At 63.7% G+C, this 24,078-nt stretch carries 24 protein-coding genes; 8 read left to right on the forward strand and 16 right to left on the reverse strand.

The window, feature by feature from the left end; all coding sequences use genetic code 11:
• Positions 1-69: 69 nt before the first annotated feature.
• The 10 genes from IVB12_RS29870 to ugpC all read right to left on the reverse strand — a co-directional run bounded on the left by IVB12_RS29870 (position 70) and on the right by ugpC (position 10,055).
• Positions 70-1,269: a CoA transferase gene (locus IVB12_RS29870; protein ID WP_247304468.1), complete on the reverse strand. Its 1,200-nt coding sequence runs from the start codon at positions 1,267-1,269 to the stop codon at positions 70-72.
• Between the two features lie 123 nt (positions 1,270-1,392).
• Complete coding sequence (locus IVB12_RS29875; protein ID WP_247276922.1) at positions 1,393-1,599, reverse strand: hypothetical protein; 207 nt, start codon at positions 1,597-1,599, stop codon at positions 1,393-1,395.
• A 122-nt stretch (positions 1,600-1,721) separates the two neighbouring features.
• Positions 1,722-2,891: an acetyl-CoA acetyltransferase gene (locus tag IVB12_RS29880; RefSeq protein ID WP_247304470.1), complete on the reverse strand. Its 1,170-nt coding sequence runs from the start codon at positions 2,889-2,891 to the stop codon at positions 1,722-1,724.
• Positions 2,892-2,950: 59 nt separating this feature from the next.
• Positions 2,951-3,601 (reverse strand): bifunctional 4-hydroxy-2-oxoglutarate aldolase/2-dehydro-3-deoxy-phosphogluconate aldolase, encoded by a 651-nt coding sequence (eda, locus tag IVB12_RS29885; protein WP_247304472.1) that lies wholly within the window; start codon positions 3,599-3,601, stop codon positions 2,951-2,953.
• Between the two features lie 16 nt (positions 3,602-3,617).
• Complete coding sequence (locus tag IVB12_RS29890; RefSeq protein ID WP_247304616.1) at positions 3,618-4,604, reverse strand: sugar kinase; 987 nt, start codon at positions 4,602-4,604, stop codon at positions 3,618-3,620.
• A 23-nt stretch (positions 4,605-4,627) separates the two neighbouring features.
• Positions 4,628-5,614: a D-erythronate dehydrogenase gene (gene denD, locus IVB12_RS29895; RefSeq protein ID WP_247304474.1), complete on the reverse strand. Its 987-nt coding sequence runs from the start codon at positions 5,612-5,614 to the stop codon at positions 4,628-4,630.
• Between the two features lie 64 nt (positions 5,615-5,678).
• A complete protein-coding gene (locus IVB12_RS29900; protein WP_247304476.1) occupies positions 5,679-6,614 on the reverse strand; it encodes a carbohydrate ABC transporter permease in 936 nt (311 codons plus the stop codon).
• Positions 6,607-7,560, reverse strand: a complete 954-nt coding sequence (locus IVB12_RS29905; RefSeq protein ID WP_247304478.1) for a sugar ABC transporter permease — start codon at positions 7,558-7,560, stop codon at positions 6,607-6,609. Before IVB12_RS29905 ends, IVB12_RS29900 begins: the two co-directional genes overlap by 8 nt.
• 65 nt (positions 7,561-7,625) lie before the next feature.
• Entirely contained in the window at positions 7,626-8,945 is a 1,320-nt protein-coding gene (locus IVB12_RS29910; protein ID WP_247304480.1) for an ABC transporter substrate-binding protein, read from the reverse strand.
• A 42-nt stretch (positions 8,946-8,987) separates the two neighbouring features.
• The gene (gene ugpC / locus IVB12_RS29915) at positions 8,988-10,055 is read right to left on the reverse strand and encodes a sn-glycerol-3-phosphate ABC transporter ATP-binding protein UgpC (protein ID WP_247276915.1); all 1,068 of its coding nucleotides are present in this window, start codon (positions 10,053-10,055) and stop codon (positions 8,988-8,990) included.
• 201 nt (positions 10,056-10,256) lie between these two features.
• Between ugpC and IVB12_RS29920 the strand changes: the two genes are divergently transcribed.
• The 5 genes from IVB12_RS29920 (at position 10,257) to IVB12_RS29940 (ending at position 15,340) form a co-directional block, all read left to right on the forward strand.
• Positions 10,257-11,357 (forward strand): LacI family DNA-binding transcriptional regulator, encoded by a 1,101-nt coding sequence (locus tag IVB12_RS29920; RefSeq protein ID WP_247304482.1) that lies wholly within the window; start codon positions 10,257-10,259, stop codon positions 11,355-11,357.
• Positions 11,358-11,479: 122 nt separating this feature from the next.
• Positions 11,480-13,306 (forward strand): IlvD/Edd family dehydratase, encoded by a 1,827-nt coding sequence (locus IVB12_RS29925; RefSeq protein ID WP_247304484.1) that lies wholly within the window; start codon positions 11,480-11,482, stop codon positions 13,304-13,306.
• 136 nt (positions 13,307-13,442) lie between these two features.
• Complete coding sequence (locus IVB12_RS29930) at positions 13,443-14,174, forward strand: SDR family oxidoreductase (RefSeq protein ID WP_247304486.1); 732 nt, start codon at positions 13,443-13,445, stop codon at positions 14,172-14,174.
• A gap of 19 nt (positions 14,175-14,193) precedes the next feature.
• Entirely contained in the window at positions 14,194-14,940 is a 747-nt protein-coding gene (locus tag IVB12_RS29935; RefSeq protein WP_247304488.1) for an SDR family NAD(P)-dependent oxidoreductase, read from the forward strand.
• Positions 14,941-14,947: 7 nt separating this feature from the next.
• Entirely contained in the window at positions 14,948-15,340 is a 393-nt protein-coding gene (locus IVB12_RS29940) for a GFA family protein (RefSeq protein WP_247276910.1), read from the forward strand.
• 2 nt (positions 15,341-15,342) lie between these two features.
• Here the strand turns inward: IVB12_RS29940 and IVB12_RS29945 are convergent, their stop codons facing one another.
• A complete protein-coding gene (locus IVB12_RS29945; RefSeq protein ID WP_247304490.1) occupies positions 15,343-16,251 on the reverse strand; it encodes a DMT family transporter in 909 nt (302 codons plus the stop codon).
• Between the two features lie 89 nt (positions 16,252-16,340).
• Between IVB12_RS29945 and IVB12_RS29950 the strand changes: the two genes are divergently transcribed.
• From IVB12_RS29950 to IVB12_RS29960, 3 genes are all read left to right on the forward strand, one after another.
• Positions 16,341-17,204 (forward strand): LysR family transcriptional regulator, encoded by an 864-nt coding sequence (locus IVB12_RS29950; protein WP_247304493.1) that lies wholly within the window; start codon positions 16,341-16,343, stop codon positions 17,202-17,204.
• A 78-nt stretch (positions 17,205-17,282) separates the two neighbouring features.
• The gene (locus tag IVB12_RS29955; protein ID WP_247304618.1) at positions 17,283-17,963 is read left to right on the forward strand and encodes a site-2 protease family protein; all 681 of its coding nucleotides are present in this window, start codon (positions 17,283-17,285) and stop codon (positions 17,961-17,963) included.
• 63 nt (positions 17,964-18,026) lie between these two features.
• Positions 18,027-18,449 (forward strand): hypothetical protein, encoded by a 423-nt coding sequence (locus IVB12_RS29960; protein WP_247304621.1) that lies wholly within the window; start codon positions 18,027-18,029, stop codon positions 18,447-18,449.
• On the opposite strand, the gene IVB12_RS29965 is transcribed toward IVB12_RS29960, so the two are convergent.
• From IVB12_RS29965 to IVB12_RS29985, 5 genes are read right to left on the reverse strand one after another with little or no spacing between them, the layout of a single operon-like run.
• Positions 18,437-19,252, reverse strand: a complete 816-nt coding sequence (locus IVB12_RS29965; protein WP_247304495.1) for an energy transducer TonB — start codon at positions 19,250-19,252, stop codon at positions 18,437-18,439. The genes IVB12_RS29960 and IVB12_RS29965 overlap by 13 nt on opposite strands.
• Before the next feature lie 9 nt (positions 19,253-19,261).
• Positions 19,262-19,720 carry a TonB system transport protein ExbD gene (gene exbD, locus IVB12_RS29970; RefSeq protein WP_247276905.1) on the reverse strand — a complete coding sequence of 153 codons (459 nt, stop codon included), beginning with the start codon at positions 19,718-19,720 and terminating at the stop codon, positions 19,262-19,264.
• A gap of 3 nt (positions 19,721-19,723) precedes the next feature.
• Positions 19,724-20,692, reverse strand: coding sequence for a tonB-system energizer ExbB (gene exbB / locus IVB12_RS29975; RefSeq protein ID WP_247304497.1), 969 nt, complete (start codon positions 20,690-20,692; stop codon positions 19,724-19,726).
• The gene (locus IVB12_RS29980) at positions 20,689-21,378 is read right to left on the reverse strand and encodes a Fe2+-dependent dioxygenase (RefSeq protein ID WP_247304498.1); all 690 of its coding nucleotides are present in this window, start codon (positions 21,376-21,378) and stop codon (positions 20,689-20,691) included. Before IVB12_RS29980 ends, exbB begins: the two co-directional genes overlap by 4 nt.
• 19 nt (positions 21,379-21,397) lie before the next feature.
• Complete coding sequence (locus IVB12_RS29985; protein ID WP_247304624.1) at positions 21,398-23,935, reverse strand: TonB-dependent receptor; 2,538 nt, start codon at positions 23,933-23,935, stop codon at positions 21,398-21,400.
• Positions 23,936-24,078 lie beyond the last annotated feature (143 nt).

The raw sequence follows: 24,078 nt of genomic DNA on the forward strand, positions 1-24,078 counted from the left end.
AGGATCCCGGGATCTCGCTTCGCGAGCCCCGGAATGATGGATGAGAGAGCCGTCGTCATCGTCGTTTCCCTACTCCGGCGCCGATCGCGTGACGCCGTCGCGGATCATGGCTGCGATCTCGTCGGCAGAATAGCCGATCTCGCGCAAAATCTCCGCGCCATGCTCGTTGAGCCGCGGCGCGAGCCGAACCGGCACCGCCTCCGTGTCCGACCAGGTGGCCGTCACCTTCATGCTGCGGATCGGCCCCTCGGTCGGATGGTTCACGACCGGGAAGAAATTCGTCGCTTCCAGGTGTGGATCGTGCAGGATCGATGCGAGGTCGTGCATCGGCATCACCGGCACGTCGGCCTTGGTCAGCAGGTCGATCCATTCGGCCGTGGTGCGCGTCTCAAAAATGCGCGCGAGCTCGGCATAGACGACGTCGATATTGGCAGCGCGGCCGGCGAAGGTTGCGAATTTGGGATCGGCGCGCAGATCGTCGCGCCCCGTCGCCTCAAAGAAGTTCTCCCACTGCTTGTCGTTGTAGACGATGACGCTGAGATAGCCGTCGGAAGTCTTGTAAGGCCTACGGTCGCGCGAGAGGTGGCGGGCGTAGCCGCCCTTGTCGAGCGGCGGCTCATAGGTGAGCCCGCCCATGTGATCGCCCATCACGAACCCGGCCATGGTTTCGAACATCGGGATGTCGACGCGCTGGCCGCGGCCGGTGCGGTCGCGATGCACGAGGCTGGCGCAGATCGCGCCCACCGCGGTGAGGCCGACGATGCGATCGACCAGCGCGTTGGGCACGTAGCGCGGGACGCCGTCGCCGGTCTGCGCCATCAGCGCCGGCAGCCCGGTCGCTCCTTGAATCAGATCGTCATAGGCGGGTTTTGCGGCATAGGGCCCGTCCTGGCCGAAGCCGAAAACGCCGGCATAGACGAGACGTGGATTGATCTCGGAAACGACATCGTAGCCGAGTTGAAGCCGCGCCATCGCCTGCGGCCGGACATTGTAGACGAGAACGTCGGCGCCCCGAAGCAACCGCAGCACGGCATCGCGCCCCGCAGGCTTCTTCAGATCGAGGCAGATCGAGCGCTTGCTGCGGTTGGTGTTGAGGAACACCGGGCCCATGCCGGCGTGCCGCATCGGGCCGATCAGCCGGGTGACGTCCCCGTCGAGCGATTCCACCTTGACGACGTCGGCGCCGTAGTCGCCGAGCATCTGGGTTGCATAAGGCCCCATCAGCACGGTGGTCATGTCGATGACCTTGATGCCCTTCAGCGGCCCCATCGCTTGCTCCCGATTGCCCAGGGCTCAAACGCCCTGCGATGTCGGTTCAGCTAACGGCAGCGCCGTCGCTCGCGCAAGGGCAACCGGCGTATGGCGGCATGCATCGCGCGGCGATATCGACCGCTATTTCTTCTGGCGGGATTCGCGGATCTTGATGAGACGGTCGAGTTCGTCGTTCTGCTGATTGATGCGGTCGGCGATCCGCGACTCGTTCTGCTCACCCGAGGCGGCAGCGGCCTGCTCGATGAGCTGGCGGATATTGTCCTCGAGGATCGCGATGCGATGGTTCAGTGCGTCCATCGACAGCGAGTCTTCGTAGTCATTGCTCATGATGCATTTCCCGCAAAGTCAATCAGGAGCCGTAGGGTGGGCAAAGCGTAGCATGCCCACCGTCATCTAGCGCAAGAAAACAGGTGGACGCATGGCGCCTTTGCCCACCTTCAGGACTGAGCTTACTTCAACGGCTCCAGCACGGAAACGTAATTGGCGACCGCCGCACCGCCCATGTTGAAGATCCCGCCGAGTTTTGCGTTCTTGAGCTGCATGCCCTCGGGCGCCTGTCCCGCGAGCTGCATCGCGGTCATCACATGCATGGAGACGCCGGTGGCGCCAATCGGATGGCCTTTGGCCTTCAGGCCGCCGGACGGATTGACCGGCAGCTTGCCGTCCTTCAGCGTCCAGCCCTCCTTGATCGCGCGAGCACCCTGCCCCTTCGGCGTCAGGCCCATCGCTTCGTACTCGATCAGCTCGGCGACCGTGAAACAGTCATGGGTCTCGACGAAGGAGAGATCGGAGAGCGTCACGCCCGCCTTTTCCAACGCGCGCTGCCACGCCACGGTGCAGCCCTCGAACTGGAGGATGTCGCGCTTGCTCATCGGCAGGAAGTCCTGGGCGTGTGCGGTGGCGCGGAAGCCGATCGACTTGCTCATGCTCTTGGCGGTCTCGGCATCGGCCAGCACCAGCGCCGCGGCGCCGTCGGAGACCAGGGAGCAGTCGGTGCGCTTCAGGGGACCGGCGACATAGGGGTTCTTCTCGCTCTCGGCGCGGCAAAAGTCGAAGCCAAAATCCTTGCGCATCTGGGCGAAGGGATTGGCGACGCCGTTCTTATGGTTCTTGGCCGCGATCAGCGCCAGCGCATCCGACTGGTCGCCGTATTTCTGGAAATAGGAGCTGGCAATCTTGCCGAATACGCCGGCGAAGCCGCCGACCGTGTCGCCGTCCTCGGGCAGGTAAGACGCCTTGAGCAGGTTCTTGCCGATCTCGGGCCCCGGCGTGCGCGTCATCTGCTCGACGCCGACGACCAGCACGATCTTGGCGGCGCCTGCGGCAATCGCGCGCAGGCCCTGGTGCACGGCGGCTGAGCCGGTTGCGCAGGCGTTCTCGACCCGGGTCGCCGGCTTGAAGCGCAGCTTCGGGTCGGCCTGAAGCACCAGCGAGGCGGTGAAATCCTGCGGCGAGAAGCCGGCGTTGAAATGGCCGAGCACGATCTCGTCGACATCGCCAGCCGAAATGCCGGCATCCGCCAGCGCCTCGTTGGCGACGCGCGTGACGAGGCTTTCAACGGTTTCGGTATCGAACTTGCCGAACGGCGTATGCGCCCATCCGACGATGCTGGCGGTCATGGTCATTTCTCCCTGGGGTCTCTTCCTGAGTTAAGTCTTAGCCCAGGGATGGCAAGACTTCACGCGGCTTTCAGGGCCTTGAGGGTACGCTGGCAGATGGCCGTTATGCCGGCCCAGTTCCCGGCCCTGATTTCGGCCGTCGGGCACAGCCAGGAACCGCCAACCGCGACCACATTGGGCTCGGCAAGCCAGGTCGCCGCATTGGCCTCACTGATGCCGCCGGTAGGGCAGAACCGCACGCTCGGGAAGGGCCCGCCGAGGGCGCGAAGGCCCTTGATGCCGCCGGCCTGCTCGGCCGGGAAGAATTTGGCGACGTCGAAGCCATGGGCCAGCGCCATCATCAGCTCGGAGGCGGTCGCGATGCCCGGCGCGAACGGCAGGGCGCTGTCGGCAGCGGCCTTCAGGAGGTCGGGGGTCAAGCCCGGGCTGATGCCGAACTTGACGCCGAGCTTTTCGACGCGGGTGAAGTCGGCCGCATTGAGAATTGTACCGATGCCGACGAGCGCCTCGGGGACCTCAGACATCATCGCCCTCGCTGCCTCGATCGCAACAGGAGTGCGCAGGGTCACCTCCAGCGTGCGGACGCCGCCGGCAACCAGCGCACGCGCCAGCGGCACCGCATCCTGGATACGATCGATGGTGAGGACGGGAATGACGGTCGCCGCCTTGAACAGCGCGACAAGGTGATTTTGTTGGGCACTCGTGGTCATCGTTGTGGTCGCTTCTTCACTTGGTCGCCTGGCGAGAGGCCGCCGGCCGGTGCCGCTTCTTCGGCGGCATGGCATAGCCCGGAATGATGGCGCCAGGATAGCAAATCACGAGGCTGGCGAGGCGATGCCCGGCCTGGGCGGCTTCGACCGGCTCCGATCCGGCGAGCCGGGCGGCGATATAGGCCGCGGCAAAGCTGTCGCCGGCAGCCGTGGTGTCCACCACCGGCTTGGTCATAGGCTCGGCGCGGACCTCGTCAGTGCCGCCGGGAAAGCGCAGGAGGCTCACCGGCTCGGCGAGGCGGAATACGAGTTCCGGAGAAGGGATGCGGGCGATCAGCTGCTCGTGGCTTTCGCCAGGATAGAGCGCGAGCAGGTCCTCGATCGAGGTCAGCACGATGTCGGCGGCCGCGAAGGCCGTGGCAAACACATCGCGCGCGACATCGCGGTCCGGCCAGCCGCGCGCGCGAAAATTGGTGTCGAACACGAAGCGGGTGCCGAGCAGGCGCGCGCGCTTGATCGCCGCGAACAGGCGCTCGCGTCCGGGCGCGTCGTAGATCGAGAGCGTGATCGCGGAGAGATAGACGATGTCGTAGCTCATCAGCGAGTTGAGCAGCTCGTCGGTCTCCGGCAAATTCATCAGCTGCCGCGCCGCCGCGCTGTCGCGCCAGTGGAAGAACTGGCGCTCGCCCTTTGCATCCAGCTGGATCATGTAGAGACCGGGCAGCTTGCCCGGCAACCGCACGACGCGCCGCGTGCCGACGCCCTCGGTAGTCCAGGCTGCGATCATCTCATCGCTTAGGGCATCATCGCCGAGCGCGGTGAGATAGTCGACCTTCACCTCGAGCCGCGCCAGGTACACCGCCGTGTTCAGGGTGTCGCCGCCGAAGCCGCGCGAGTACAGCCCGCCGCCCTGCCCTTGCGTCGCGGACGATCCGGTCGAATGTCCGCCCTGGGCCTGCCGGAGCTCGACCATGCATTCGCCGATGCAAGCAACGCTCGCCATCATATGACCCGCTCAGTGCGCGATCAGGCGACGAAATTGCCGCCGAGCTCGTCTTCGATGTGAATGCGGATGATGTCGTCGAAATTCTTCTCGGCGGTGGTGAAGCCGAGCTCGCGCGCGCGCTTCGCATCGAAATTGCGCGGCCAGCCGCCGACGATGCCGACGATGAAGGGATCGGGCTCGTGCTTGATGCGCGCGGCGACCTTCTCGCCCGCAACGCGCTTCAAGGCCGCGATCTGCTCGCCGACTGTCGCCGACAGGCCCGGCATGGTCAGATTGCGGCGTGGGCCGACGGTGGCGAGATCCATGGTGCCGGCGTGGAGCAGGAAGCCGACCGCGGAGCGTGGCGTGGCGTGCCAGTGACGGACGTCCTCGGACACCGGGAGGATCGCTTCCTTGCCGGCGAGCGGCTCGCGCAGGATGTTGGAGAAGAAGCCCGATGCCGCCTTGTTCGGCAGGCCCGGGCGGATGCAGATGGTCGGCAGGCGGATGCCGATGCCGTCGAGGAAACCGCGGCGAGAATAATCAGCGAGCAGGAGTTCGCCGATCGCCTTTTGCGTGCCGTAGCTGAGCAGCGGTGTGTGGAAGAATTCGTCGCCGATCGCGTCCGGAAACGGCGCGCCGAACACCGCGATCGAGGACGTGAACACTACGCGCGGCCTGTAGCCACCGCCGACGAGGCGGATGGCATCGAGCAGCATCCGCGTGCCGTCGAGATTGATGCGGTAGCCCTTCTCGAAGTCGAGCTCGGCTTCGCCGGAGACGATCGCGGCAAGATGGAAGATCACATCGGGACGGCCGGCGATCAGCTTTTCGGCTGCGCCCGGCACGGCGAAATCGCCGGACACGGTCTCGACGGGGAAGCCGGCCTGCTCTGGCTTCTTCGGCTCGACCACGTCGTGCATGGTCAATTTCGTGATGTCGCTCTTGCCGAGCCGGCCGTCGCGCAGCAGCCGTTCACAGAGTTTGCGGCCGACCATGCCGGCGGCGCCCAGAACCAGAATGTGCAAGAGCCTACTCCTTCTTATTGGCCGGAGCGCGCCGCTCCCAACGCGCCCTCGGCAAGCCCCGCGATCATTCCTTCACGGCGCCGGTCATCGCCGACACATAATGCTCCACGAAGAAGGCGTAAAGGATGACGAGCGGCAGCGAGCCGGCCAATGCTCCCGCCATCAGCGAACCCCAGCGGTAGATGTCACCGTCGACGAACTCATTAACGATCGCGACCGGCACCGTCTTGTTGCTGGTCGACTGCAGGAACGTCAGGGCGTAAATGAACTCATTCCAGCACAGCGTGAAACAGAAGATAAAGGCCGAGATCAGGCCGGGGATTGCGAGCGGCACGACGATCTTGATCAGGATCTGCCAGCGGCTCGCTCCGTCGATCAGCGCGCATTCCTCGAGCTCGAAGGGGATGGTCTTGAAATAGCCCATCAACAGCCAGGTCGAGAACGGGATCAGTATCGTCGGATAGGTCAGGATGAGCGCCAGCGGCGAGTCGAAAAGGCCGTACTGATACACGACGGTGGCGAGCGGAATGAACAGGATCGACGGCGGCACGAGATAGGCGAGGAAGATCAGCCCCCCGACGAGATTGGCGCCCTTGTAGCGCAACCGCACGATCGCGTAGGCCGCGAACACCGATGCGATGATCGAGAGCACCGTGGCGCAGATCGCCACGTACATCGTGTTCCAGAGCCAGTACGGATAGTAGCTCTCGAACAGCAGCTTGTGGAAGTGCTTGAACGTCGGGTTCCAGGTCCAAAACGGATTGTACCTGTCGAGGTCAAGCAGCTGCTCGTCGGGCTTCACCGACGTCAGCGCCATCCAGTAGAACGGGAACAGCAGGACGACGACGATGATCGCCAGCGGCAGATAGAGCGTCACCAGTCGGCGCGGCACCGACTGCAGATAGCTCATGCCTTCGCTGTGATCATCCTTCGCGACTGTCGGCGCCGAGCCATGCAGCACGGCCTTGAGATCGATCCGCGAGGTGGGGAGATCAGTCATTGCTTTCCCCTTGCTGCCACTTGCGACGCTGCAAGCCGAACCAGGATACCATGATCGCAGCCAGCAGGAATGGAATCATGGCGCTTGAGATCGCGGCCCCCTCGCCCAGTTGCCCCGCGATGATCGCGCGCTGATAGGACAAGGTTGCCATCAGGTGGGTGGCGTTGACCGGGCCGCCGCGAGTCATCGCCCAGATCAGCTGGAAGTCAGTGAAAGTGAAGAGCACGGAGAAGGTCATCACGACAGCGATGATCGGCGTCAGCAGCGGATAGGTGATGTACCGGAAATTCTGCCAACGCGTGGCACCGTCGAGCGTTGCTGCTTCATACAGCGACGGCGAGACGGTCTGCAGGCCAGCGAGCAGCGTAATCGCCACGAACGGCACGCCGCGCCAGATATTGGCGAAGATCACGCAAATACGCGCCCAGGTCGTGTCGCCCAGGAAATTGATGTTTTGGCTGATCAGGCCGAGATGCTTCAGCGACCAGGAGATGATCGAGAATTGCGAGTCGAAGATCCACCAAAAGGCGAGTGCCGAGAGCACGGTCGGAACGATGAAGGGGATGAGCACCATCGCGCGCAGCATCGCCTTGAAGGGCATGTGCTCGTTGAGCAGCAGCGCGAGATAGAGCCCGACCGCGAATTTGAGAGCGCTGGCGACAAAGGTGTAGAGCAGCGTATTGAACACCGAGAGCCAGAAGATCGAATCGTCCCAGAGCCACTCGTAGTTCTCGGTGCCGATGAAGTGCCCGACCCTGCCGATGCGCGTGTCCGTGAAGGACAGCCAGATGCCGAGTCCCAGCGGATAGGCCAGGAAGAAGATCAGGAACGCCATGGCCGGCACCATGAACCAGAAGCCGAGCCAATTGCGATTGTGTCTGAGCTGGGTCCAGGCGCTAGCCTCGCTCATCTGAGGCTTGGCCCGGGGAATTGCGACATCAGCCATGCCCGATATCCCTGATCGAAATGTTGACGAGCGGGCGGCCGGACGGCCGCCCGCTCCGTGACCCCTCAGCGATAGATGCGCTTCAGCTGGCGCTCGGCTTCCGCCATCGCGCCCTTCGCATCCTTGGCGCCGGTGCAGTAATTGGCGAACATGTCGACCACGATGAAGTCGGCGATCGCAGTTGCCGCCTTCTCGCCGACGGTGCCGATGCCGGATGCCGGCAGCGTGCGCTTGGACGCCTGCGAGAACACGGCGTTCTTGGGATCCGCCGTCCAGACCGGCGCCGATTCATAGGCGTTCAACGTCTGCGTCAGATAGCCCTGCGCCCCCTCCAGCCACTTCTCGTAGTTCTCCTTCTCCAGCATGAAGGCGACGAACGCCTTCGCCGCATTCGGATATTTGGTGAAGTTGAAGGCGAGGATCGGCAGCGCCAGCTGCAGCTCGGTCGGCTTGCCGACCGGTCCGACCGGCCAGAGCGCGTGATAGGTGTCCTCAGCGAGTTCTTTCTTGCTCGGATCAGTCTTGGCAGCGACGTAGATCGAGATGCCGTTCGCCGTGCAATAGAGCTCGCCCGCGAGGAAGGCCTTGTTGTTGGATGAATCATTCCAGGACGCGGTGCCGGGGATGAAGGTGTCGTACAGCGCCTTGCAATATTCCAGCGCCTTCGCCGTCTCCGGCGAGTTGATGATGATCTTGTCGTTTTGGTCGACCGTGTAGGCGCCGTGCCCCCACAGAACCCAGTGCAGCCATGAGTTGCCGTCGCCCGAGGCGTGCCCGAGCGCAAAGCCGGCAGGCGTGTTGTTCGCCTTCAGCGCCTTGCACATCTCGAGGAAGCCGGGGAAGTCCTTCGGGAATTCCTTGAAGCCGGCCTTGTCGGTCGCCGACTTGCGGTAGGTCATGTAGCCGCCGTTGGTGGCCACGGGAATGCCGAGCCAGTCGTTGCCGAACTTGCAGGTCTTGGCCGCCGCATCGGTCCAGCCGCCATACTTCTTGCCGAGGTAATCGGCGACGTCGTTCATCTTCAGCACTTTGGTGGGAAACAGCTGCGGCAGCGTGTGCAAGCCCCAGGCGAGATCGAGCCCTGAGCCGGTATTGGCCGCAACCGATGCCTTCGGCTGCACGTCCTCGAAGGATTCGCTGAATACGTTCATCTCGGTGCCGGTCGCAGCCTTGAACGCCGCAACCATCGCGTTGAACGCATCGTCCTCCTGCGGCACGAAGCGCTTCCACCGCATCACGGTCAGCTTGGCACCGGGCTCCGCCTTCCACGGCGCGCTCTGCGCCCAGGCCTTGGCGAAATCGAACAGTGCCGGCCCAGTCAGCATGCCGGTCGCAGCCAGAGCCGTTCCGCCCTGAAGCAGAGTCCGGCGGGTAAAGTCTTGCATATCGTCCTCCCTGTGATGCTTTTTCTTGTCTTACGTCTTGCGCTAGGCGTTCAGGCGCTTGCCTGTGGCCTCGTCGAACAAATGCACCAGCGACGGGTCGGGCTTCAGCCGCACCTTGTCGCCCGGGTTGAACTGGTGGCGCTCGCGGAAGACCGCGACGACCTGCTCGCCGCCGACCTTGGCGAACACCTGCGTCTCCGAGCCGGTCGGCTCGACCACGATGATCTCCGCCTCGGCGCCGTCATCGGCGATGGTGAAATGCTCAGGCCGCACGCCATAGACGGCAGGACGGCCGTCCGACGCCGTCGGCGCCGTCTTGAGCGGCAGCTTGACACCGTTCGGCCCCTCGAAGGTGGCAACGCCGTTGACGCGCACATGACCTTTGAGGAAGTTCATGGCGGGCGAGCCGATGAAGCCGGCGACGAACTGGTTGTCGGGCTTGTCGTAGAGCTCGAGCGGCGTGCCCATCTGCTCGACGATGCCGTCATGCATGACGACGATCTTGTCGGCCATGGTCATGGCCTCGATCTGGTCGTGGGTGACGTAGACGGTCGTCGTCTTCAGCCGCTGGTGCAGCTCCTTGATCTCGGTGCGCATGGCGACGCGCAGCTTGGCGTCCAGGTTCGACAAGGGCTCGTCAAACAGGAACACCTGCGGATCGCGCACGATGGCGCGGCCCATGGCGACGCGCTGACGCTGGCCGCCCGAGAGCTGGCGCGGATAGCGATCGAGCAGCGGCGACAGCGCCAAGATCTCGGCGGCGCGCTTGACGCGCTTGTTGATCTCGTCCGAGCTGGCATTCCGCAGCTTCAATGAGAAGCCCATGTTCTCGGCCACCGTCATGTGCGGATAGAGCGCGTAGTTCTGGAACACCATCGCAATGTCCCGCTCCTTGGGCTGGACATTGTTGACGACGCGGTCGCCGATCGAGATCGTGCCGGAGGTGATGTTCTCGAGACCGGCGAGCATGCGCAGAAGCGTCGACTTGCCGCAGCCGGAGGGGCCGACCAGAACGACGAACTGGCCGTCCTCGATCGGAATGGTCACGCCGTGCAGGACTTCAAAATTGCCGAACGATTTCCGCACGTCGCGGATTTGCACAGACGACATCTAGCTCCCTCCTTGAAAGTCGACGACGCCCTTCGCGCCGCGACCGTCTTGCTTTTTCAGACTTTACCGAACCCGGCCCGATCATAGCGAGCAACATTGTCGGCAGTTTGTGCGGTTTTGGCAATTTGTCTTTGGTTAGTCGTTGCTGGTAGCGCTGTCAACGTTCCTTTGTTTGCGACCGTGACTGTGTTAAGAGCAGCAATGGGTCGAAAACGCACCAAGTCAGGCAAGATCCGGCTGGCGGAAGTCGCCGAGCTTGCCGGCGTCAGCCCGATCACCGCGTCCCGCTTCTTCCGCAATCCGGAAGCACTGTCGGTTGCCAAGCGGACGCGGGTCGAGAGCGCCGCCAAGGAGCTCGGCTATGTTCCGAACCTTGCTGCACGCGCGCTGGCCTCGCAGCGTACCGAGGTGATCGGTGTATTGATCCCATCCCTCACCAATAACGTGTTCTCCGACGTGCTGCGGGGCATCTATGACGCCTCCGAAGGCAGCCGTTACTCGATCCAGCTGTCCAACACCCGCTACAGCATCCTCCAGGAGGAGAAGCTGCTGCGCCTGTTTCTGGCGCAGAAGCCGGCCGGGCTGATCGTCACCGGCATCGACCAGACCGCAGAATCGCGCGCGATGCTGGAGGCTGCCGACTGCCCGATCGTGCAGATCATGGAGATTGGCCCCAATCCAGTCGACATGATGATCGGCTTTTCGCACTATGATGCTGCGCGCGCGGCAGTTGCCCACCTGTTCGCGCAGGGTCACCGCAAGGTCGGCTTCATCGGCGCGCGGATGGATCCGCGGGTGCAGCGGCGGCTCGATGGATATGTCTCGGCCATGAAGGATGCCGCCCTGTTCGAGCAGCGGCTCGTCGTGACGACGGCGACGCCGACATCGGTGACGCTCGGCGGCGCCCTGTTCACCGACCTGCTTGCGCGGGACCCCGGCATCGATGCGGTGTTCTGTGCCAATGACGACCTCGCGCTCGGCGTCCTGTTTGAATGCCGGCGCCGGGAGATCGCCGTCCCGGAGCAGATCGCGATCGTCGGATTCAACGACCTCGAATTCATGGCCTCAGCCGTCCCCACCCTCAGCAGCGTGCGCACCAATCGCTATGAGATGGGGAAAACGGCCGCGACCATGCTGATCGACGCGATCGATGGACGGCGGCCCGAGCAGCCGGTGCTCGACCTCGGCTTCAAAGTGGTCGAGCGGCAAAGCTCGTTGTCGCGGCGTTCGGACAATCGACCAGCCGCTTCCGGAGCCGGCGCCGCCAACAAAATGGTAGCGTTACCAAGCAGCCAAGATTAGTATCGTACTTGTGAGGAAATGACCCGCCAGCGGGCCGGCAGACCATCGCTCGCGCCGCTGGGCATCGCACCAGCCGACAGATTGAGACGGACGCCAGTGCGTTTGCATTGCAGGAGAGACCAATGACAAAAAAGCCAACCAATGGGCACGCTGCCGGCAACGGCGCTCGCCGCCACCTTCGCTCGCAGGAATGGTTCAACAACCCGCACAATCCGGGCATGACCGCGCTCTATATGGAGCGCTATTTAAACTACGGCCTCACCCGCGCCGAGCTTCAATCCGGTAAGCCGATCATCGGCATCGCGCAAACCGGCAATGATCTCTCACCCTGCAACCGCCATCATATCGAGCTGGCCCATCGCGTCCGCGAGGGCATCCGCGAGGCCGGTGGCATTGCGATGGAATTCCCGACCCATCCGATCCAGGAGACCGGCAAACGTCCGACCGCGGCGCTCGACCGCAATCTCGCTTATCTCGGCCTGGTCGAGATCCTCTACGGCTATCCCCTCGACGGCGTGGTGCTGACCACCGGCTGCGACAAGACGACGCCCGCCTGCATGATGGCCGCAGCGACCGTCAACCTGCCCGCGATCGTGCTGTCGGGCGGCCCAATGCTGAACGGCTGGCATGCCGGCGAGCGCACGGGCTCCGGCACCATCGTCTGGAAGTCGCGCGAGCGGCTCGCCGCCGGCGAGATCGACTATGAAGAGTTCATGGAGATCGTGGCCTCCTCGGCGCCCTCGGTCGGCCATTGCAACACCATGGGCACCGCCTCGACCATGAACGGGCTCGCCGAAGCGCTCGGCTTCTCGCTGCCGGGCTGCGCGGCGATCCCCGCCCCCTACCGCGAGCGCGGCCAGATCGCCTATGAGACGGGCAAGCGCATCGTCGAGATGGTCTGGGAGGATCTGAAACCCTCGGACATCCTGACCCGCAAGGCGTTCGAGAACTGCATCGTCATCAATTCGGCGATCGGTGGGTCGACCAACGCGCCGATCCACATCAACGCGCTGGCCCGCCACATCGGCGTCGAGCTCTCGATCGACGACTGGCAGAAATTCGGCCACGACGTGCCGCTGCTGGTCAACATGCAGCCGGCCGGCTTCTATCTCGGCGAGGAGTTCCACCGCGCCGGCGGCGTTCCGGCTGTGGTGCGCGAGCTGATGAAGCACAAGCGCATCCATGAGGACGCAGTGACAGTCAATGGCCGCGGCATCGGCGAGAACTGCAGGAACGCACCGGCGCCCGACAACGACGTGATCTGGACTTACGACAAGCCGCTGGTGAAGGACGCCGGCTTCCTGGTGCTAAAGGGCAATCTGTTCGATTCCGCGATCATGAAGACCAGCGTGATCTCCAAGGAGTTTCGCGACCGCTATCTCAGCAACCCCAAGGACCTCAACGCCTTCGAAGGCCGCGCCATCGTGTTCGAGGGGCCCGAGGATTATCACGAGCGGATCGACGATCCCTCGCTCGACATCGACGAGCGCTGCGTGCTGTTCATCCGCGGCACCGGGCCGATCGGCTACCCCGGTGGCGCCGAGGTCGTGAACATGCAGCCGCCGGCAGCATTGATCAAACGCGGCATCCTGTCCCTGCCCTGCATCGGCGACGGCCGCCAGTCCGGCACCTCGGGTTCGCCCTCGATCCTGAACGCCTCGCCGGAAGCGGCGGCAAATGGCGGGCTCGCCATCCTCAAAACCGGCGACAAGGTGCGCATCGACCTCAACAAGGGCAGCGCCAACATCGTGATCTCGGAGGAGGAGCTGAAGAAGCGCCATGCCGAACTCAAGGCCAGCGGCGGCTTCAAGCATCCGCCGAACCAGACGCCGTGGCAGGAGATCTATCGCAATACGGTCGGCCAGCAATCCACCGGCGCCTGCATGGAGCTCGCCACGCGCTATCAGAACGTCGCCGGCACCTTTGGCGTGGCAAGAGATAACCACTAGCAGCCACACCGTCATTGCGAGCGAAGCGAAGCAATCCAGAGATAGCTCCACGGAGATGGCCTGGATTTGCTTCGTCGCAAGAGCTCCTCGCAAAGACGTGGGTTGGCATTGAAACTACACGAAGGAGAACAAGAACATGGCAGACCGCCTCAAGGGAAAGCGGGCCGTCGTCACCGCTGCAGCCGCAGGCATCGGGCGCGCATGCGCCGTCGCATTCGCGCGTGAGGGCGCGACCGTCATCGCCACCGACATCAACGAGAGCGGGATTGCCACTCTGGCCAAGGACGGCGTCGCCGAAGTCGCAAAACTCGACGTCCGCAACACCGCCGACGTCAACGTCTTTGCCAAGCGTGTCGGCAAGATCGACATCCTGCTCAACGCTGCGGGCTTTGTGCACCATGGTACGATCCTGGAGTGCTCGGAAGAGGATTTTGACTTCTCGTTCGACCTCAACGTCAAGTCGATGCACCGGACCATCAGGGCGTTTCTGCCCGAGATGCTGGCAGGCGGCGGCGGCAGCATCGTCAACATCTCGTCCTGCGCGGCGCTGCGGCCGCCGGCCAACCGTTACGTCTACAGCGCGTCGAAGGCGGCGGTGTCGCTGCTGACGCGCGCGGTCGCGCTCGATTTCATCACCAAGGGCATCCGCTGCAACAGCATCTGCCCCGGCACCGTCGAGACGCCCTCGATGCTCGACCGCGCCGCCGCGCAGGGGCCGCAAGGCAAGGAGATGTTCATCTCCCGCCAGAAGATGGGCCGGCTCGGCACCGCCGACGAGATCGCAGCGATGGCGGTCTATCTCGGCAGTGACGAAAGCGCGTTCACCACCGGCGTCGACCTCGTCGTCGACGGCGGCTACATGCTCTGATGTTCAGGGGTCAAGTCTCATGAACAAGATCGATCTCAACGGCCGCGCCGCTGTCGTCACCGGCGGCGCGCAGGGCTTTGGCCGCGCGATTACCGAGCGCTTCGTCGCCTCCGGCGCCAAGGTCGCCATTTGGGATTTCGATGCCGCGCTGGCCGAGAAGACGGCGAAGGAGATCGGCGACGGCGTCCGCGTCTTTAAGGTCGACGTCACCGACACCGCAGCCGTCGAGCAGGCCCGCGATGCGACGCTGGCCGCCTTCGGCAAGATCGACATCCTCGTCAACAATGCCGGCGTCGCCGGCGTCAACAAGCCGGTCTGGGAGACCGACCTCGAGGAATGGCGCAAGGTGCTGCGCATCAACCTCGACGGTCCTTTCATCTGCTGCAAGGCCATCGTGCCTACGATGCTCAAGCAGACATACGGGCGCATCGTGAACATCGCCTCCATCGCCGGCAAGGAAGGCAATCCGAACGCCGCGCACTATTCGGCGTCCAAGGCCGGTGTGATCGCACTGACGAAATCGCTCGGCAAGGAGCTCGCCGCCCACGACATCCTCGTCAACGCGGTGACACCGGCGGCGGCGAAGACCGCGATCTTCGATCAGATGACGCAGCAGCATATCGACTTCATGCTGTCGAAGATCCCGAAGGGGCGCTTCGTGCTGGTGGAAGAGCTGGCCGCGATGGTGGCCTGGCTCGCATCCGAGGACTGCGCGTTCTCCACCGGCGCGGTCTTCGATATCTCGGGCGGTCGCGCAACTTATTGAGGACATCATGATCCGGGAAGGCGGATGCCTCTGCGGCGCGGTGCGGTTCAAGGCGGAGGGCGAACCGCTCAACGTCCGCATCTGCCATTGCCGCATCTGTCAGAAGGCAATGGGCTCGCCCTACTTCGCCCGCGCGCAATTCGACCAGCGCGCGCTCAGCGTCGAGGGCGACACCGCCCGCTTCGCCTCCTCCGAGAACATCGACCGCGTGTTCTGCAAGCGGTGCGGCACGCGGCTGTTCGCGTGGCGCCGCAACGGTACGCTCGCCGGCGTCGCGCTGGCCACGTTCGATGATCGCAACGCCTTCGCGCCCACCGAGCACATCTGGGTCTCGGAAAAGCTTGCCTGGCTGAAGCTCGACGACGGCCTGACGCAATATCAGACGACGATCCCGGCTTGATGTCAGGCCTGGTTTGAAGCGGATGCGCTCACCGCCTGAGCACGCTGGTCCGTCGTCCCAATCCATATCCCGACAAACACCGCGACGATGCCGGCCGCCAGATTCCAGCTTAGCGGCTCGTGCAGCAAATAGGCGCCAACCAGCGATGCCGTTATCGGATTGACCGTCACCGAGATCGCGACACGCGTCGGCGTGGTCCGCTCCAGCGCGAAGGCCCAGAGATAAAAGGTCAGCGCGGCTCCGAAGGCCCCGAGATAGAGCGCTGCGAGCCATTGCGGTGTGCCGAAGCCGGTCACCGGCACAAAACTGCTGCGCACATATGAGAGCAGGATGAGGCAAGTCGCGCCTGCCGCCATGCTCATCGTCGTGAAGGCGATCGGGCTGGAACGCCGGATCAGCGGCTTTGACCAGATACCGTAAAGTGCCATACACACGGCCGCAGCGATCATCAACAGATCGCCCCGCCAGGCGCCCGACGGCGCCGAAGCCAAGTCGAAGAGAAGCGCAAGGGCGACGCCAAACGTCGCAATTACGACACCGATCGACTTGCGCCAAGTGAGCGATTCGGCGCCGAGCGCAGCCCCCATCACGAGCGAGAGCAGAGGCAGCGTCGACAAACCGAGCGCGCCGCGCGCGGCGGTCGTAAATATCAGCGATGCATTGAACAGGATCGGGAAAAGGGCGAAGAACAAAAGGCCAAGCCCGATCGCGGCGATCCGGTCCCCTCGCCCCGGCCAGCAGTCTCCGCGCAGCAACGTCAGCGGCAGCAGCAGGAGAAAGCCGATGCCGAACCTGAACGAGCCGATCGCGAGCGGATCGAGCATATTCACGAGATAGCGCGTGGCGCCGATCGAGGTGCCGCCGAGGCCGCTCGACAGCACGGCAGCCAAAACGCCGGAGATCTCGGTCACGATTGCTCCCATCAATGCTTCGAACGCAGCATAAGAGGCGCGCCGAAATGGGGAATGGATTTTCCGTCATGCTGGGATAACGTTACGTCATGACCACACCAGATCTCGATCCCAGTCTGCTGAAAGCATTTCTCGCGGTCACCGAGCATCGTTCGTTCACCCGCGCGGCCCACGTCCTCAACCGGACCCAATCGGCGGTGAGCGTTCAAATCAGGCGCTTAGAGGAGCGGCTCGGCACAAGATTGTTTCAGCGCACCAGGGCCGGCATCCTGCCGACCGCGGCAGGCGAAGAGTTGCGCGCCTATGCGCAGCGCATTCTCGCGCTCAACGCGGAGGCGGTCGGGGCGCTTCGCGCACGCAAGGCCGAAGCCGTGGTCCGCCTCGGCGTGATGGACGACTACGGCACCATCGTCATTCCGCCCCTGCTGACGAGCTTTGCCAAGCATCACCCACTGGTCCGGATTGAGATCGAGACGGGACTGACCGCGACGATGCCGGCGCGGCTCGGCGATGCCTACGATCTCGTCATCGCCATGCATCCGCAAGGATGTGGCGACGGCGAGCTCTTGAGGCGTGAGCAGGCGGTCTGGGCGGCTGCCTCATCCTATCGCGCCGCGGCGCATAATCCCCTGTCCGTGGCACTCTACCCGCCAGGGTGTCTGTTCCGGCAATGGGCTGCGGAGGCGCTCGACGCCGCTGGCGTGCCCTGGCGCCTGGCCTATGTTAGCCGGACGCTCGCAGCAGTCGAGACGATTGCGGCTCAAGGCCTCGCGGTGACGGTGGTGAAAGCAGGGACCTTGCCGGCGAGCCTTCGCGTGCTGTCCGATCGTGACGGCATGCCGCCATTGCCGCCGGCGGAAATTCGCCTTCACCGTGCGCGCCACCTATCATCCGCAAGCGGCCTTCTCGCGGACCATTTGCAACGGGGAATTTCGGAATTGAGCGCCATATAGCGGTAGATTGTGAAGGGTTGTGGCCCTATACGGCGTGCTTTGGGAGGCGCGCGGGCAGAAGCCGAAACGGATGAGCTGGTGAACATTTCTTTTTATGATCCATCCGTCTGGGTAATGCCGGTGCTGCTCGCCATCACCTTCCATGAGGCTGCGCACGCCTTCGTCGCGCATCAGCTCGGGGACAACACAGCCTCGCAGCTCGGTCGCGTCAGCTTCAATCCGCTCCGCCACATCGACCCGTTCGGGACCCTGATCCTGCCGGCGATGCTGCTGTTTGCGCATTCGCCGTTCCTGTTCGGCTACGCCAAGCCGGTGCCGGTCAATTTCCGCAAGCTGAACAACCCCCGGCTCGGCATGGTCTGGGTGGCGCTGGCCGGGCCCGTCACCAACATCCTGCTGGCGCTCGCCGCCGCCCTCGCCTTTCATGCCCTGCCACTGGTGCCCGCGAGCTCGGCGAAATGGGTTGCGGACAACCTCAAGAATGCCCTCGTGATCAACGCGATCCTGGCGGTGTTCAACATGATGCCGATCCCACCGCTTGACGGGGGTCGGGTCGCGGTCGGGCTGTTGCCGCAGCGGCTTGCCTTGCCGCTGGCCCGGCTTGAGCCAGTCGGGATGCTGATCCTGATCGGCCTCCTCATCCTGCTGCCGCTGGCGGGTTCGCAGTTCGGTCTAAATCTTGATGTTATTTCAGCAATACTGCGAACGTTGACCGGTTATGTGATTCAGGCTGTTCTGTTCCTGACCGGCAATGTTTAGTTGAACAGCGACACCCGAACACAAGCCGAAAGGCCAGAGGCCGACTTGGTCAAAGCTGCCGATATGCTGATCGCGCGACGCGCCGACACCCGCGCCCGCGCCGATTTTGCCACATGGAAGATGATGGCCAAGCTCAACGGGGCGTCCGCGCTGCCTGCGGAAGCCCAGGAGTTCCTCGCGAGCTACAAGAAACTGCTGGCGGAGATGAGCGAGGGCGAAGCGACCGAGGCCACCATCGGCGCGATCTACAAGGCCTACTATGCCGAGATGGGCGGCGCGGGAACGCCGCCTGACGTCCGCCCCCGTCCGCCTGAAACGGCGGCGGACAATGTTACCGTCTTCCGCCGCCCGACCCCCAAGCCGAAGAAGGCCGCCGCCTTCGGGGCGACGGCATTCGCCGGAACCCAGAAACGGCCGCTGCCGGTGGCGCTGATCTTTGCCTGTCTGGTCGTGGTGTATGTCGGGATCCGGCTCTACTGGCGCTGAGCCGTCTTCTTCTTTTTCTTGGCGTCCGGTGGCGTGAAAATGATGTCCACGGTGCGCTCGAACCGGTCCTCTGTCAGCCCGGCGGGCGGCTGCGGAATGGGATCGGATTTACGGACAATCGAGACTGCCGCCGCATCGTAAGCCGCGTCCCCGGACGACTCAACGACATCGACCGAAAGCACGTTTCCTCTGCGGTTGATCGCAAAGCTCACTTTGACCTTCTGGTTATGGGGCTCCTTGCCCTCCGGATTGACCTTGTGGGCCGCCAGATGCGCGCTGATCTTGCGGTTCCAGTCCGCGGTAATCTTCAGGATGTCCTTGCCAAGCCCAAGCACCGGCGCCAGGGCCTTCTCAGCCTCGCGCGCGTCTTCATCGAGTGTCTGCCGCGCGGTCGCAACCGACTTCGGCGAGGCCTCGGCAGCGGGAGTTTCGACCGCTGCGATTTTCGGATCCTCGTCCTGCGGCTTCTTCGAGATGTTCTCCGCAACGACTCGATCGGGATCGTCGACCTGTTGCGACTGATCCTTTGGCAGCTCGGTTTCCTTGGTCTCGGCCTTCTGCTCGGGAAGCGCCTGCTGCTCCTGCATCGCTTCGCTGTCAGGCCCGGGCGGAAGGTCGGTATCGGGTGCCTTTGGCGAGGCCATCTCGACGGCGAACTCGGCGCCGGCCGCACCCAGACCATCGTCGCCGTCATCGGCTTGCAGGTGTGCGAGCGCGAGCGCCGCACCACCCAGATGAAGCGCGAGCGCCGCCACCGCCGCCAAGACCCAAAGCTTCCTGGATGGTCTGGGTTCGTTCGACATAGTGCGCCTCTAAGGCTGAGCGGCGCCTGCCGAGGGCGCCCCCGGAGCGCCTTCCAGCGCGACCAGCTTCACCCGCGTATAGCCGCCTGAGCGCAAGAGCTCCATGACACCCATCAACTCGCCATAGGGCACCGAGCGATCAGCACGCAGGAAGACATATTTGTCTTTGCTCATGTCGGACAAACCGTCGAGGGTGCCGATCAGCTCGGCGCGGTGGACCGGGTTCTCTCCGATCGCAAGCGTCAAATCGGGCTTGATGCTGAGATAAGTCGGCTTGTCCGGCTTCTTCTGCGGCGTCGCGCTCGACGTCGGCAGATCGATCGGCAGGTCGACGGTCGAGAGCGGCGCTGCGACCATAAAGATGATCAGCAGCACCAGAATGACGTCGATGAACGGCGTGACGTTGATGTCATGCGTTTCCGAGAAATCGTCGTCTTCGCCGTCGTTGTCTGCGAGCGAAACGCCCATGGTTCACTCCGCTGCGCGCGAATGCACGCTGCCGTGGCTGCGATCGAGATCGCGCGAGAGCAGCCGCCCCGCAGCGCCCGAGGCGCGGCTGACGAGCTCGAGATAGCCTTTCGTCACGCGCGCGAAATGGTTGTAGATGATGACGGCGGGGATCGCGGCGACGAGACCGATTGCGGTGGCGAGCAGCGCCTCGGCGATGCCGGGCGCGACCACGGCGAGGTTCGTGGTCTGCGACTTCGAGATGCCGATGAAGCTGTTCATGATGCCCCAGACCGTGCCGAACAGGCCGACGAAGGGCGAGGTCGAGCCGATGGTGGCGAGCACACCCATGCCGATGCGGATGCGGCGCTGTTCCGCGCGCACGATCTCGGCAAAGCTCGAAGCGGCGCGTTCCTTGATGCCGGCATCGCTGGACAGGCCGGCCGACATCCGCGCCTCACGCAGCGCCGCCGTCAGGAAGGATGGCAGGATGCCCTCCTTAGTGCCGAGCGCCATCTGGGCTTCCGCGAGCGAGCGCGCCTCGGCGGTCTTCTTCAGCGCCGACCGCAGCTTGGTGGAAGCAACCGACAGCTCGATCGACTTTGCGATGAAGACGGTCCAAGTCACCAGCGAAGCAAAGGCGAGCCCGATCATCACCGCCTTCACGATGACGTCCGCCGACATGAACATCACCCAGGGCGACAATTCCTTCATGGCCGGCGCGATGGCGGCCGCTGCATCGGGCTTGGCGGTCGTCGAAGCGGCAGTCGCGGGGGGCGCCGTCGCAGCAGCGGGCGCGGTTGCGGTCGAAGCCGAAGGTGCCGGGGCCGCAGGTGCGGTATCCGCTGGCAGCGCACCGACCGGGGCCGGCTGGGCCGTCGACTGCGCCGGCGCCGGCGGGGTTTGTATCTGGGCGGAAGCAGGAGATGCGAGCCAGGCGGCCGCCAGCATCGCGGCGGCGGCAAGGCTTGCTTGGAAGGTCATGATCTTCATACTTCGGCCCAGTAGCGAATGAGGTTGTGATAGATACCCGTCAATTTGACCGTTTCGGGATCGTCACGCCCGAGCCGTTCCACCAGCGCCTGAATCGCGGTGTCGAGGTCAAAGATCATGCTTCGGGCTTGATCGTCCCGTACCATGCTCTGAAGCCAGAAGAAAGACGCAACCCGCGTTCCCCTCGTCACCGGCGTGACCAGATGGAGGCTGCTCGAGGGATAGAGCACGCAGTCGCCGGCTGGCAACTTGACTTCGTGGGATCCGTAGGTGTCCTCGATCACAAGTTCGCCACCATCGTACTCTTCCGGCTCGGTGAGGAACAGTGTGACCGACAGGTCTGTGCGGATGCGAAGGCCGGTCAGGCGGTCGCCGCGGATCGCATTGTCGACGTGCAGGCCGAAATGGTGACCGCCGCTCGCCGCATAGCGGTTGAACAGCGGCGGGAAGATCTGGAGGGGGATTGCCGCCGCGATGAAGCGCGGGTTCGACGTCAGCGCCGCGATGATGCGGTTGCCGAGCTTGCGCGCGACTTCGCCATCCGGCGGCAATTGCTCGTTGCGCTTGACCATCGCCGACTGCGCGCCGGCGGTGGAGCGGCCGTCCTCCCAGTCGCTGGCGTCCATGATGCGGCGGAAATCCGCCACATCATCCTTGCTGAGAGCGTTTTCGATGCATGTCAGCATGAAACTCGTTGTTGCTCCATCAGTAACGCGCGGAGAGCACCACATAGGCGGCACGGCCCGGTGCTTCCAGCACGAACGGCGCTGCGCTTTGGTACAGCGCGTCGTAGTAGCGCTTGTCGAAGATGTTGTTCACGAACAGTTTGAGCTTCCAGTGCTGATCGAGCTTCGCCTCCGCGAACGCGTCAAAGCGCCAGTAGCTCGGCAGCGACGTACCCTGATTGGCCGCGAGCAAAGTGCCGCCATAGATTTTCGAGCGGTATACCGCCTGTCCGCCCAGTTCCCAGGTGTCGTTGAGCTGATATTTCGACAGCAAGCTGAACGACTCGTGCGCGATATTGGCGAGCGGACGCCCGACATTGGTCGGATACAGCGTCCTGTTGGCCGACGGCGCCAGCGACTGTGTCACTTCCGACTGCATCAGCACGAGACCGCCGAACACACTCCATTTGTCTGTGATCTTGCCACCGACGCCGAGATCGATGCCGCGGATGCGATAGGCGGCACCGGCCGTGATGCACGATATGTTGCCGGTCGTTCCGGTCGGATAGACACATCCCAAGGGGGCAGCAACGGCCGCGCTGCCAACATTCTGTGACTCGCGGGCGTTCTCTTTCGTCGTCTGGAACAGCGCGGCGGTCAGCAGCAGATGACGGTCGAACAGCTCCCATTTGGTGCCGAGTTCGATGGCCTTGTTTTTCTCAGGGCCGAATATCTGCGTGTTTCCGCCCGGCAGGGTCGGATTGAGGCCGCCGTACGCTGTGCTGGTACCGTCGAACTCGGCACCGACTGGATTCGCAGAAGTCGCATACGCCACATAGACGCTGCCGTTCGGCAACGGCTTGAGCGTAAGCCCGAGATTGAAGTTGGGAATCAGGAATTCCGCCGACTGCTGACCGAACGCGCCGTTCGCAGCATAGCCGGTGGTCTTGATACTGTAATCGTCGTAGCGAAAACCGCCATTGAGGATCAGGAGGTCATGGTAGTTCGCACTATCCATGACGTAGCCGCTGACCGTGTCGATGCCGATCTTGGTCGGCAGACCCGAAAGCGAGGGAATTCCAAACGGAAGATACGTATTCTGAGGAAAGAAGACGCTGGTGTTGGTCGGCGAGCCGGATGGGCTGGAGGGAATGCCGGTGGCCTCCGAGGTCAGCCCAAGATACCTGTCGATCGAGGACCGCTCACGATCGACTTCGACGCCCGCAAGCGCAGTATGCTTGAACCCCGCGCCGTCCAGGAACTTGTAAGTCGCCTCGGTCTGGTTGGCGAGCACGTCGGTGATCTGAAAACGGCTCTGGGGATTGGACGTCAAGGTCGACGCCGAGAGCGGGTCCTTCAGCGAAGGCGCTTCCGGCAGCGTTCCGATGTAATTCTGCGTCGAACGCGACGCGCGAAACTTGTTGCTGATCATCAGATCGGGGGTGATCTGCACCTCGGCATTGATCGTGCCGATGTCCTGGCCGGTCCGGAAGAAGTCGCGATTGACGAAGCCGTACCAGTTCTTGCGGCTCGCTCCGAAATCCGGGAACGGACCGCCAGCGGTGGACGCGGTGCTCGGCCGATAATAGGGCACGCCGAAGTCCGGAAGACCGGTCAGTTCAGTGTGGATGTAGTTGCCGGTGACCCTGATCGTATCGGTCGGCTTCCAAGTCGTGGCGACGAAGGCGCCGTTCCGGTTGTCGGTGACATAGTCGCGGCCTGCGACATTGGCGTCCTGAAACAAGCCGCCGACACGTACGGCGAGCGTCGGGTCGATCACCTGGTTGACATCGAGCGTGACACGCTTGGTCTGGTCGGTCCCGAACGTCGAGTCCATGTTGTAGAAGCTCGCCCCGGTCGTCGCCTGCTTGGTGACGATGTTGATCGCACCACCGGCGACACCGCGGCCGGAAAAAGTCGAGCCCGGACCACGCAGGATCTCGACCTGTTCGGTGAAGAAGTTCTCACGCACGCTGACGCCGGAATCGCGCACGCCATCGATGAAGATGTCGTTGCGCGCGTCAAAGCCGCGGATGAAGAAGCGGTCGCCGAACGCATTGCCGCCCTCGCCCGAGCCCAGCGTCACGCCAGCCGTGCTGAGAATGGCCTGCTTCAGCGTCGTGGCGTTCTTGTCCTCGAGGACTTCCTTGCTGAGAACGGTGATCGACTTCGGCGTATCGACCAGCTTCTCCGGAAATTTGCCGCCAGCCTGGACGTGGTCGACCTTGTAGGGCGCGGCCGGGTCGGCATAGGGATTGGCGTCGGCTGGGCCGGACGGTGTGGTGGGAGCCGTCTGCTCGGCCTGCTGCCGCTGCGCGGCGCGGCGAAGCGCGTTACGGGCTCGGACCTGCTCCGGCGAAGGCTTCGAGGCCACCGGACGCGGACGTTGGACCGGAGCATCGACTGTCACCGGCGGCAGGTTCGACTGCTGTGCTTCTGCGCCGCTCGACACCGACGCCACCGCAATCAAGCTCGCGACTGCCGAAACCTTCTTGCCGGAAATGCCAGCGGACTTCTCATCCATCGAGTTGAACGCTACGACCGAACGCAACGACCTCGGTGCGACCACCTGCCCCATTACCAAACGCCCCATCTTCCTGTTCGCTCATTCACTTCGATGAACGATGGGCTGTGGTATCGGCCACAAAATAGCGGGTCAATGCGAGCACGCCGCGAGAACGCTTGAATAGGTCCAGATCAAAACGATTCTAAACTGCCGTT

Origin of the sequence: Bradyrhizobium sp. 179, from assembly GCF_023073535.1 — a bacterium.
GTDB lineage: Bacteria > Pseudomonadota > Alphaproteobacteria > Rhizobiales > Xanthobacteraceae > Bradyrhizobium.